This window comes from Sphingomonas sp. Leaf37, from assembly GCF_920939475.1.
Lineage (GTDB): Bacteria > Pseudomonadota > Alphaproteobacteria > Sphingomonadales > Sphingomonadaceae > Sphingomonas.
The window spans coordinates 37497-49808 of the sequence record NZ_CAKLAX010000007.1 but is presented as its reverse complement, the minus strand read 5'-3'; the positions used below and the strand labels follow the sequence as shown (position 1 = coordinate 49808).

Annotated in this window: 11 protein-coding genes; all 11 read left to right on the top strand. The window is 59.2% G+C overall.

Annotated features, from left to right (window positions below; all coding sequences use genetic code 11):
* Window positions 1-5 precede the first annotated feature (5 nt).
* Complete coding sequence (locus LRA87_RS17910; RefSeq protein ID WP_230782394.1) at window positions 6-380, top strand: hypothetical protein; 375 nt, start codon at window positions 6-8, stop codon at window positions 378-380.
* A 331-nt stretch (window positions 381-711) separates the two neighbouring features.
* The gene (locus tag LRA87_RS17905; protein ID WP_230782392.1) at window positions 712-2001 is read left to right on the top strand and encodes a sugar transferase; all 1290 of its coding nucleotides are present in this window, start codon (window positions 712-714) and stop codon (window positions 1999-2001) included.
* A complete protein-coding gene (locus LRA87_RS17900; RefSeq protein WP_230782391.1) occupies window positions 1985-2950 on the top strand; it encodes a glycosyltransferase family 2 protein in 966 nt (321 codons plus the stop codon). The genes LRA87_RS17905 and LRA87_RS17900 overlap by 17 nt, the downstream gene beginning before the upstream one ends.
* A gap of 78 nt (window positions 2951-3028) precedes the next feature.
* Entirely contained in the window at window positions 3029-4018 is a 990-nt protein-coding gene (locus LRA87_RS17895; protein WP_230782389.1) for an FAD-binding oxidoreductase, read from the top strand.
* A gap of 10 nt (window positions 4019-4028) precedes the next feature.
* Entirely contained in the window at window positions 4029-4799 is a 771-nt protein-coding gene (gene rfbF, locus LRA87_RS17890; protein WP_230782387.1) for a glucose-1-phosphate cytidylyltransferase, read from the top strand.
* Window positions 4793-5893, top strand: coding sequence for a CDP-glucose 4,6-dehydratase (gene rfbG, locus LRA87_RS17885; RefSeq protein WP_230782457.1), 1101 nt, complete (start codon window positions 4793-4795; stop codon window positions 5891-5893). The genes rfbF and rfbG overlap by 7 nt, the downstream gene beginning before the upstream one ends.
* Window positions 5894-5904: 11 nt before the next feature.
* A complete protein-coding gene (gene rfbH / locus LRA87_RS17880; RefSeq protein WP_230782385.1) occupies window positions 5905-7218 on the top strand; it encodes a lipopolysaccharide biosynthesis protein RfbH in 1314 nt (437 codons plus the stop codon).
* Between the two features lie 250 nt (window positions 7219-7468).
* Window positions 7469-8386 carry an acetaldehyde dehydrogenase (acetylating) gene (locus LRA87_RS17875; protein ID WP_230782383.1) on the top strand — a complete coding sequence of 306 codons (918 nt, stop codon included), beginning with the start codon at window positions 7469-7471 and terminating at the stop codon, window positions 8384-8386.
* Window positions 8383-9402: a 4-hydroxy-2-oxovalerate aldolase gene (gene dmpG / locus LRA87_RS17870; RefSeq protein WP_230782381.1), complete on the top strand. Its 1020-nt coding sequence runs from the start codon at window positions 8383-8385 to the stop codon at window positions 9400-9402. Before LRA87_RS17875 ends, dmpG begins: the two co-directional genes overlap by 4 nt.
* Window positions 9395-10411, top strand: a complete 1017-nt coding sequence (locus tag LRA87_RS17865; protein WP_230782379.1) for an NAD-dependent epimerase/dehydratase family protein — start codon at window positions 9395-9397, stop codon at window positions 10409-10411. The genes dmpG and LRA87_RS17865 overlap by 8 nt, the downstream gene beginning before the upstream one ends.
* Before the next feature lie 90 nt (window positions 10412-10501).
* On the top strand, window positions 10502-12310 hold the full coding sequence (locus LRA87_RS17860) for a thiamine pyrophosphate-binding protein (RefSeq protein WP_230782377.1): 1809 nt from the start codon (window positions 10502-10504) through the stop codon (window positions 12308-12310).
* Window positions 12311-12312 lie beyond the last annotated feature (2 nt).

Here is a 12312-nt window from a genome sequence, read left to right as displayed (position 1 = left end):
CTGATATGAACCGCCGTCTGGTCCGACGGTTGTCATTCGGGTATGCTCACCCGATGAGCTTTGTTGTTATTGGTCTTATGGGCATCGCTATTGCTGTCGGCAGCGCCGCTGCCGAGCAGGCAGATCAGTCACGGACGAATGTTCGTGAGGCGTATGGCGCTCGTCTTAACGGTACGACGGTCGAGGATGCACCACCGTCCAATCGGAGGCTGTCCACCCGGGTAGACAGCCGGGTGCGTGGTCGACTCGCCACAAGGGTCGAACGTTACAGGGTTGCTGAAGCTGATCCGGCACAAGCGTTGGCATTAACCGCCGACGACGGATCCAGAGCGGGAACGCAGGTGATCGCCCCGGTCGCTCAGGTTTCTTCAGATCGATGATCGATTGATTTGAATAGTATGACGTCGGGTAATTTCCAGGTGCCCGCGATGTCTAGGGGCGGCCATCATGCCACCTATAAAAAAACGGAAATAGACTGCTATCCCGTCGTTATGCTAGCAGCGTGGATAAGCCGATAATGTATCTGTAGATAAAAGCGCTTTACGGCTGGTAGTGCTCTTGGAGTCTAGTCTCCCAGATAGCATCAATGACAAAGTTTTGTGGAAACTTATTTCGATGAATGTTCACAATGCGCGCCTTGCAGACAGTCAGGCTGATATAATATCGATAAATAGCACGGAGGCTCTCCGCATTCGCTGCTATGGCCTGTTGGTGCTGGCCGATACAGCAGTACTTCTTCTGTGCTTTTCGTATGTAAACTACCTTTATATAGGTTCAGTGTTCGTTGGCCATGGAATTGCAATATTGACAGTTTTGCTGCCTATATATTTATGGTCAGGTATTGTAAACCATGCTTATAGCGGGCAAATTCTTAGGGATCCTCGAATCGGTGCATCCAAGGCGGTTCAGGCTTTAGTTTTTGCCGCAGCCAGTGTGCTCATTATTGCGTATTCGTTCAAGATTGGAGCCGATTTCTCAAGGCTTGTTTTTTGGACGGGAACATTATCAGCTATCGTTGCCATCGTCGCAGAGCGACTGATATTGGGCAAAATCTTGCTCCGTATGCTTGGGGGACGGCCGTTCAGTACTATTGTCGTGGATGACGGTACAAATTGGCAGGCGGGCAATGGCGATATCGTCGTCGATGCGAGGCAGATTGGTTTCAATCCCCAGACCGACGATCCCATGCACTTCCATCAGTTTGCGAAGCTGGTTGCACATGCCGATCGGGTTCTGGTGTCCTGCCCCGACGACCATATCGTCGCTTGGGCCCATGTACTGAAATGTATGGCCGTCGATGGAGAAATATTGGCACCTGATGTTGATCGGATTGGCATGATCGGAGTGGGGACATACGATCTACGTCGTACGTTGGTCGTATCCGCCGGCCCCCTTCACCTCCGCGATCGCATCTTGAAGCGCCTGTTTGATATCGTCATTTCTTCCCTTGCCCTGTTAATGCTGCTGCCGGTTCTCGTTCTTGTGGCGATTGCCATCCGTTGGGAGTCGCCTGGTGGGGTATTGTTCCGCCAGCAGCGGATCGGGCGCGACAATGCGCTGTTCATGATGTTCAAGTTTCGCAGCATGTATCAGGACCGCTCTGATGCAACCGCGAGCGTCCTGACGACGCGTTCCGATAGCCGCGTAACGCGGGTCGGGAACTTTATACGCCGGAATAGCATTGATGAACTACCACAACTCCTCAACGTTTTGCGTGGTGAGATGAGTATCGTGGGGCCTAGGCCACATGCCTTGTCGGCCCGCGCCGCGGACCAGCTGTATTGGGAAATCGATGAACGGTATCGGCATCGGCATGCCGTGAAGCCGGGCGTTACCGGCCTCGCCCAGATTCGTGGCTATCGTGGTGCCACCGTTTTTGCTTCCGACCTGACCAATCGCTTGGCTTCCGATCTGGAATATTTGCGCGACTGGTCGATGAGTAAGGACTTATGGATCTTGTTCAGAACCATTTTCGTCATCCGGCATGACAATGCCTTTTGACGCGGCCACGACCAACGTGAATCACCAGGACGATCAGGGTCGGTTGACGATCGTGATACCGACGCTGAACGCGGCGCCTCACTTGCCGGCGCTGCTACCGGCATTGGCGCGCCAAGGCATCGCGCCCGAACGTTATCTCGTTATCGACTCCCAATCGACGGATGACACTCGCGAGGCGTTTCGGAGTTTTGGCGCCACAGTGGTCGAGATCGATCGCAGTACCTTCAACCATGGTGGAACGCGTCAACGTGCGGTCGAAATGCGACCGGACGCCGATGTTATCGTCATGATGACGCAAGACGCTATTCCGCAACGCGACGATGCCATCATGCGCCTCGTCGATGCCTTTTCCGACCCTCAAGTCGGAGTCGCTTATGGTCGCCAATTGCCCCGTACGGTCGCTCGCGGGATCGAGCGGCATGCGCGTCTGATGAACTACCCACCGCAATCCGCGGTTCGCGGTTTTCAGGATCGTGAGCAGACCGGCGTCAAGACGGTCTTTTGTTCCGACTCATTCGCAGCATATCGGCGTTCGGCGCTTCACAGCGTGGGGGGCTTTCCCGAGGATGCGTTCTTTGCCGAAGATCAACTCGTCGCGGGTCGCATGTTGATCGATGGCTGGCGTATCGCCTATCGTGGCGATGCGGAGGTAACACACAGCCACGGCTATACACTGGTGGAAGAGTTCCGCCGTTACTTCGATGTCGGCGTCTTCCATGGACGCAATCGCTGGTTGATCGAGGCCTTCGGCGCTGCGGAAGGAGAGGGGCTTCGATTCATCAAGTCGGAAATCGCATATCTAGCGCGGCACGATCCGTTCCAGCTTCCGTCCGCGATCGTACGCACCTTTGCCAAATATGCCGGCTACAAGATGGGAAGCCGGGAGGCTCGGCTGTCGACCCGCTGGAAGCGTCGTCTTTCGATGCAACCGTTCTATTGGCGCGATTGATGCAAACGGCCCCGGATGGGGTCCCGTCGGAATCAAATGCCGTACCTGCCGATGACAGATGACAGGGTGCTACGACACATGCCTATCGTTACGCTGAATACTGGTCGATCATTTGCCGCTGAACCCACCGTGTCGATCTTGGATGCGGCTAGGGCGGCGGGGGTAGCGCTCGAATACAGTTGTCGTACCGGGCGATGCGGTATCTGCAAGGCGCCAGCCCTGTCCGGCGATACGGTGCCGTTGCGCTCAGAAGCGGAAAGTCTCAGCGATGCGGAGATTGCGCAGGGATTGATCCTGACATGCTGTCGCGGCGCCGTGAGCAATGTCGTGCTCGATGTCGAGCCGCTGGAGCGATTGGCAGGCCTGAAGATCAGGACGATTCCGAGCCGTATTGTTTCGCTCGAACTTCTTGCTCCCAAAATCATGCGGGTGGTCCTGAAGACGCCGCCTACGTCTCGTTTGGCGTTTATTCCTGGACAGTATATTGATGTCATAGTCGAGGGTGTTAGACGTAGTTATTCGCTGGCGAACGCGCCGCGGGAAGATGGCCTTCTTGAACTTGTAATCAAGTATTATTCTGGTGGTCATCTTAGCGCGTACTGGTTTGGACGTGCCAAGGAGAATGATCTTATCCGCATAGAAGGACCTCTGGGTACGTTCTTCTTTCGCGATGATGTTCCTCAAAATATCACGTTTTTGGCGACCGGGACTGGAATTGCCCCGGTAAAGGCTCTGCTGGAAGAATTGGCGACAGATCCTAGTCGCGCAGCTCGGCACCACATCCGGGTGTTTTGGGGCAATCGCGAACAGGAAAGCTTTTGTTGGGATCCGGTCGCTTTAAGGCTCGATATCGGCTTTCATCACCTGCTATCGGGCCCGGGCCGCGACTGGGACGGCAAGCGGGGGTATGTGCAGCAGGCAGCGATCGACGACGGTTTTGACGCGGAAAACACAATCGTTTATGCATGCGGCTCCAGTTCAATGATCGCGTCATCACGAGACTTGTTGGTATCAAAGGGTCTGCCTACGCGGCGCTTCTTTTCCGACGCATTTGTCATCTCAAATTAAGGTACAAAGAATGAAGGCAGTCATTCTCGCCGGAGGTCTCGGCACGCGCTTTGCCGAAGAGACGAGCGTCCGCCCCAAACCCATGATCGAAATCGGCGGACGTCCCATCCTCTGGCACATCATGAAGATCTATGCAGCGCATGGCGTCACCGAGTTCATTATCTGCTGCGGATACCGGAGTTATGTCATCAAGGAGTATTTCGCCAATTATTTCCTGCACATGTCCGATGTGACGTTCGACATGATGGCGAATGAAATGATCGTTCACGAAAAGCGTGCTGAGCCTTGGAAGGTCACGCTCGTCGACACCGGCGAAGACAGCATGACGGGTGGCCGCCTCAAGCGGGTCGCCGATCATGTGAAAGACGAGGAGTTCTTCTTCTTCACATACGGTGACGGCGTCGGCGATATCGATATCGCCCGGTCGATCGAATTTCATCGCAGTCACGGTAAACTGGCTACGATGACGGCCACTTATCCGCCGGGCCGCTTCGGTGCGCTCGACATCGAGGATGGGCGGGTCACGCATTTCCTTGAAAAGCCGAAGGGCGATGGCGGGATGATCAACGGCGGCTATTTCGTGCTCAGCCCGAAGGTCATCGACTATATCACCGAAGACGCGACGATCTGGGAACAGGAACCGCTGCGCAATCTGGCGAGCAATGGCGAACTGATGGCGTTCGAGCATCACGGCTTCTGGCAGCCGATGGATACGTTGCGAGACAAGCTGTACCTTGAAGAACTGTGGGACGGACGGAAGGCACCGTGGCGCGTATGGTGAGCCAGCCGGCCTTCCGTACCGTTGATTCCGCCTTCTGGGCCGGCAAGCGCGTCTTCCTGACTGGGCACACCGGTTTCAAGGGCGGCTGGATGGCGCTGTGGCTTCAGCGGATGGGCGCGCAGGTCACCGGCTTCGCGCTCGCCCCGCCGACCAGCCCGGCGCTGTTCGACGTCGCGCGCGTTGCCGATGGCATGACCTCGATCATCGGCGACATCCGCGATCGCGAGGTTCTGGAGCGCGTACTGGTCGAGGCTGATCCCGAGATCGTCATCCACATGGCGGCACAGCCACTGGTGCGGGCCTCCTACGACGATCCGGTCGGCACCTATGCCACCAACGTCATGGGCACGGTCCATCTGCTCGAGGCGGTGCGCAAGGCCGCGAACGTACGTGCAGTATGCGTCGTCACCACCGATAAATGCTACGAGAACCGCGAGTGGGTGTGGGGCTATCGCGAGGATGAGGCGATGGGGGGCTACGACCCCTATAGCAACTCCAAGGGGTGCTCCGAACTCGTCGTCTCCGCCTATCGTCGCTCGTTCTTCGGTGCGGACAGTCCGGTCGCGCTCGCCTCGGGCCGCGCCGGCAACGTCATCGGCGGGGGCGACTGGGCCGACGACCGGCTGGTCCCCGACATTCTGCGCGCCGTCGCCGACGGCAAGCCGGTGCTGATCCGCAATCCACTCGCGATCCGGCCGTGGCAGCATGTGCTCGAACCAGTCGGTGGTTATCTCGTCCTCTGCCAGGCGCTGTGGAACGATCCGCAGGCCGCAGCCGAGGCGTGGAACTTCGGTCCGCGCGACGACGATGCGCAACCCGTTCAGTGGATCGTCGAGAAGATGTGCGCCCTGTGGGGCGACGGGGCCGACTGGACCTGCGACGAAAGCGTGCAGCCGCACGAGGCGCGCTATCTCAAGTTGGATATCTCGAAGGCGCGCACTGGCCTCCACTGGCAACCGCGCTGGTCGCTGGGCGAAGCACTTGACCGGATCGTCGACTGGCATCGCGCTTGGCTATCCGGGATCGACATGCACGAATATTGCCTTACCGAGCTGGAGCGCTTCACACGCGCCGGCCAACCCATTGCCGCATAGGACCGATTTCCATGACTGCTGACGACCTCCGCAAGCAAATCCGCCAGCTTGTCGGCCAATATGCCGAAGCCCAGTTCGCGCCCAAGCCGTTCGTACCCGGCGAAACCGTGATCCCGCCTGCAGGCAAAGTGATCGGTGCACCCGAGATCGAGCTGATGGTCGAAGCGTCGCTCGACGGCTGGCTGACCACCGGTCGCTTCAACACCGAATTTGAGGCCGGCCTCGCCAAGCTGCTCGGTGCGCCCTACGTGCTCACCACCACCTCGGGTTCGTCGGCGAACCTGCTGGCGCTGTCGTGCCTCACCAGCCACAAGCTCGGCGATCGCCGCCTGAAGCCTGGGGATGAGGTCATCACCGTCGCGGCCGGCTTCCCGACCACGGTCAATCCGTCGATCCAGCACGGCTTGATCCCGGTGTTCGTCGACGTCGACGTGCCGACTTACAACATCGACGCCAGCCTGATCGAGGCGGCGATAACGGAAAAGACCGGCGCGATCATGATCGCGCACACACTCGGCAATCCGTTCAACCTCGCCGAGGTCCGCCGCATCTGCGACGAGCACGACCTGTGGCTGGTCGAGGATTGCTGCGATGCGCTGGGCGCCACCTATGACGGCAAGAAGGTCGGCCTGTGGGGCGACGTCGCCACGGTCAGCTTCTATCCTGCACACCACATCACGATGGGCGAAGGCGGTGCGGTGTTCACCCAGAGCCTCGAACTGCGTCCGATCATCGAGAGCATCCGCGACTGGGGCCGCGACTGCTATTGCGCACCGGGCTGCGACAACACCTGCGGTTCGCGTTTCGGCCAGCAGCACGGCACGTTGCCGTTCGGTTACGACCACAAATACGTCTACAGCCATCTCGGCTACAATCTGAAGATCACCGACATGCAGGCCGCCTGCGGCCTTGCGCAGCTCGATCGCGCCGAGGGCTTCGTCGAGGCCCGTCGCCGCAACTTTGCGCTGCTCACCGAGCGGCTGAAGGGCATGGAAGAAATCTTCATCCTGCCGGAAGCGACGCCCAATTCGGATCCATCATGGTTTGGCTATCCGCTGATGCTGCGTGATGGAGTCGATGCCAAGCGCGTCGACGTCACCCGCTTCCTTGACCAGAACAAGATCGGCACCCGCCTCCTGTTTGCCGGCAACCTGACGCGCCAGCCGTATTTCGAGCACGTCAATTATCGTGTCGTCGGCGACCTGACGCGCACCGACAAGGTGATGAACAACACCTTCTGGCTGGGGCTTTTCCCGGCGCTAGGTCAGGAGCATTTCGATTATGTCGGCGAGAAGCTCGAGGAATTCTTCGGGCTGAATTTCTAGATCAGGTTCTGATCACTATCCCGGGACACCTGTTCGTGCGGTATCCCGACACTCTCCTCTGGTGCGTCCGGTACCCGGAGCTGTGATCGGCAAGCGCTGCTTATCGGCAGGTGATCCATCCGGGCTTTATCCCGATGCCATGATTGGCTAAGTGCGGCATCTACCGATGGGCTGCCGCACTGAAGCGGGCCTGCATATTGGAAGAACGGCAAATGGTTTATTCCAACGAAAATTCTGAAAGGAACGTGGGGTGACATTCGCCGCCAACGGAAAGCTTCGCGCCGCAGTTCTGGGCAGCGGCAACATAGGAACCGATCTTGCGATCAAGCTGAGGAAATCAGCACGTCTGGATTGTGCAGCCTTAATCGGACGAAGCCTCGGCTCGGCCGGTTTGGCACGGGCGCAGGCCGAAGGCATTCCGGTATCCGCGAATGGTGTAGACCATATCTTGTCCAATCCCGACCAGTTCGACATCGTTTTCGATGCGACTTCGGCAGCAGCGCATCATCAACATGCGCCGGCGCTGGAAGCGGCCGGGATGCTCGTAATAGATATGACGCCTGCGAAACGCGGTGGTTTTTGCGTCCCCTCGGTCAATCTCGACCAGTCGCTTGATACGCTCAACGTGAATATGGTGACCTGTGGTGGTCAGGCGTCTTCACCGATCGCCTACGCTTTGGGTCTGACGCATGACGACATTGACTATGTCGAGGTGGTGTCGAGCATTGCGTCGCGATCGGCGGGTCCCGCTACGCGCAGTAATCTGGATGAATATATCCACACCACCGAGGGCGCGATCAAGCAATTTTCGGGTGCGCGCCGCTCGAAGGCGATTTTGAATCTCAACCCCGCCGTGCCCTGTATCCACATGCAGACGACTGTGTTCGCGCTAGTACAGGACCCAAATATCGAAGCGTTCACTTCCAAACTGAAGGAGATAGTCGCTGATATTCAACGCTACATTCCAGGCTATCAGGTGCTGGTATGGCCGAAGCTGGACAATGGCCGGGTCGTGACGATGGTTCGCGTAACGGGCAGTGGTGATTATCTTCCGGCCTATGCCGGTAATCTCGACATCATCAATTGCGCAGCGATTGCCGTTGCCGAGGAATATGCGGGCCGCCGTCTGCAGGGGGATCAAACCCGCAACCTGAGGATCGTGCAGTGACCGGGAAACGCATTCTCATCAGTGATCCGTCACTGCGCGATGGCAATCATGCAGTGCGTCACCAATTAACCCCTGACCAAGTTCGCGCCTATTGCATAAGAGCAGAGGCGGCTCACATTCCCGTGATTGAAGTCGGGCATGGCAACGGTCTTGGCGCGTCATCGCTTCAGCTGGGCGAGGCCGCGGCTTCCGATGCGCAACTGCTGGCCGCTGCGCGCGAATCCTTGAAGAACACACAGCTCGGTGTGCACATCATCCCGGGCTTCGCGACAATCGAGAAGGATCTGAAGCCCGCGCTGGATGCCGGGGTTGATGTGTTTCGGGTAGCCTCGCATTGCACGGAAGCCGACGTTACCGACCGCTTCATCATGTTCGCGCGCAATGCGGGCAAGACCGCTTACGGCGTGCTGATGATGTCGCACATGGCGAGCCCGGAAGTGCTTCTCGAGGAAGCACAGAAGATGGAAGCTTATGGTGCCGAGACGCTCGTTATCATGGATTCCGCTGGAAATTACCTGCCGGACGACGTCCGCCGGCGCATTGGACTGCTGGTCGAGAACCTCGACATTCCAGTCGGTTTCCATGCGCATAACAACCTGGGCTGTGCGATCGCCAACTCTCTTGCGGCGATCGAGGTCGGCGCGACGATGCTAGACGGCTGTTCGCGTGGCTTTGGCGCGGGCGCGGGGAACGCGCAGCTCGAGGTGCTGGTGGCCGTCCTGCACCGGCTGGGTTACGAAACGGGAATCGATTTCTACAAGGTCCTCGATCTGGCGACCTTTGCCGAGACCGAGGTCATGGAGACGGTTCCAATCATCTCGTCGACGAGCGTGGTGAGCGGACTCTCCGGCGTGTTCTCCGGCTTCCTGAAGCCGGCGACGCGGATCGCCAACGATTTCAACGTCGATGTTCGCGATGTCTTCTTCGAACTCGGACGGCGCGGCGTCGTGGCGGGGCAGGAGGATATCATTCTCGAAGTGGCAGAGGCGCTGTCGAAGCGGAGGCAGTTTGCGTAACATCATCGGCGATCAGGAACGCATTTATGCGGATTGCGCAAAATCCTTCGGGGACACCAATCTAACGGCGCTTGCCGGCTTGCGCGGCAGCCAGGTCATGGTGACCGGCGCGACCGGCTTCGTCGGCTGCTGGGTACTCTCGACGCTGACGTATCTCAACGACGTTCACGGCTTCGGCATCCGCATTCATGCCGTCGCGCGGCGTCCCGATGCCATCGAACGGAAAGCACCGTTCCTGGCAGGTCGGGACGATATCAGCTGGATCGGCACCGACATCCGTCAGCTGGTGGCAATTCCTGAGGGTGTGGCGTGGCTGTTCCATGCTGCGGGCATTCCCGACAGCCGTCATCATGCGACCAACCCGATCGAAACCGTCTCGGTCATTGGCGAAGGAACGCTGCGCGTCTTGCATCTGGCCGAGCAGGCGGGCGGGTTGCGGCAGATCCTGCACGTCAGTTCAGGGCTGGTCGAGACGACGGTTCCGTCGGGGCGGACCGTCAGCCCGACGACCGCCTATGTCGAAGCCAAGCGCTACAGCGAAACCTTGTGTTATGCGTTCCGGACGCAGGCCAAGCTGCCGATCGTGATCACGCGACCCTATACCTTCCTGGGGCCGTTCCAGGATCTCGACAGTCCATGGGCCGCAAACAACTTCCTGCGGGCAGGGATCGAGGGGCAGCCACTCAAGATCCGCGGCGACGGACATGCCGTGCGTTCCTATCTGTACGGTAGCGACATGGCGATGGTCGCGCTGCACCAGATGGTGCGGGGCGAGAGCGGTGAGATCTACGATCTGGGCGGCATGGATGCGATGACCGTGCTCGACCTCGCCAATCTGGTCGTCGGGCAGGCGCAGCGGCCGCTCGAGATCCGCCTGAACACGACCGGTCGCCAGCACGATGCCGACACGTTGCTGCCGGACATGGCGCGTTCCACCCGGCAGTTCGGTATCAAGCCCGCCTGGTCGGTCGAAGATGCCGTCAAGCGCAGTCTAGCCTGGTATTCCTGACTTAGCACCGGCGATCGGATCCACCGGTGCGATCGTCAGGACCACACCGGCCGGGGGGCCGGCGTCGTCGTTCATTCTCGAGGAAACATTGTGAGCATTGTAAAGATCAGCGATGTCATTGCCGATTTCTTCATCGCCAAGGACATGCGCCACCTGTTCGGCATCATCGGTGCCGGTAATGCTCACATCTTCGATTCGGTAGGGTCCCGGTCCGAACTGGAAATGGTGTGCGTTCACCATGAACAGGCCGCGACGATGGCGATGCAGACCTATTATCGCACGTCCGATCGCGTCACTGCGGCGGTTCTGACCACCGGTGGCGGATCGACCAACGGGCTGACCGGCGTCGTCAGCGCATGGATGGACTCCCTGCCGGGCCTGATTGTCTCAGGGAACGAGAATTCCAAGTTCACGCGCGAAGACAACCCGCTGCGCATCTGGGGTGTGCAGGGCTATGATTCGAGTGCGGTAGTCGAGAAGGTCACGAAGCACGTCGCGCGGGTCATGGATCCGACCGAGGTGCTCTACGAACTCGAAAAAGCCTATCACATCGCGACGACCGGGCGTCCCGGTCCGGTGTGGGTCGACATTCCGATGGACATCCAGGCGGCGAAGATCGAGTCCGACACGCTCCGCACCTTTACGCCGCCTGCCGCAGAGGTAGCGACGACCTCCCTCGACGGGCATATCTCCGATCTATGGGCGCTGCTGGCGGGGGCCGAGCGGCCCGTGCTTTGGCTCGGCAATGGTATCCGGCTCGCCGGTGCGGCCGATCGGGTGACTGCGCTGGTCGAGAAGCTGGGCATTCCGACCCTCGTATCCTGGGCAGGCATCGATCTGATCGATTCCGAACATCCGTTGGTGTTCGGTCGGGCAGGGGTCTACGGCCAGCGAGCCGGCAATCTCGTTGTCCAGAACGCAGATCTGGTGATCGCGATCGGTACGCGGCTGGCCATTCCCCAGATCGGTTATGTACTCGACGAATTCGCCCGGGACGCCAAACTCGTCGTCGTCGACATTGATGCCGACGAAGTCGCCAAGCACGGTGCCCGCGTCACGTTGCCGATGGTGGCTGACGCCGGCGAAGTGATCGATGCCGTGCTGGCATCGGATGCAGCATCCGGTGAGAAGGCGGTCTGGCTGGAACAGTGCGAGCGATATCGCAAGGCCTATCCGTGGATCGGCCCCGAGCATGCCGACACGCCCTCGTTCATCAACTCCTACCAGTTCCTCGATCGTCTGACCGACCAGATGAAGCCCAACCAGGTGGTCGTGACCGACATGGGAACCGCGCTGCTGTCCGGGCACCAGGTCATGCGCTTCAAGGATGGCCAGCGTCTGATGACCTCCACCGGGCTTGGCGAGATGGGCTATGGCCTGCCAGGCGCCATCGGCGCCTCCTTCGCGCGCGATCGCGGCGAGGTCATCTGCCTCAATTGCGATGGAGGCATGATGATGAACCTCCAGGAAATCCAGACGATGGTTCATCACGAACTGCCGATCAAGTTGTTCATCTTCAACAACGACGGCTATCTGATGATCAAGCACACCCAGACCAATCTCTTCGCCGGCCGGCAGGTGGCGGTCGACAGGAAGAGCGGCGTGAGCTGTCCCGATTTCAGCGCGCTGGCCAAGGCGTGGGGCATGCCCGCCTATCAGATCCGGACCTGGGAAGATGTCGATATCGTTCTTCCCGAAGTGCAGGCGGCGAAGGGACCGTTGATCTGCGAGGTATTCATGGATCCACATCAGCTCTTCCTGCCGAAGCTGTCGCTCGCCGCCCGGCCGGACGGCACGATCGTATCGCCACCCCTGGAAGACCTGTCACCGCTGGTCCCCCGCGAGGAACTGCGGGAGCACATGATCGTCGGGATGCACGAAAAGTCAGCGCAACTGTAAGG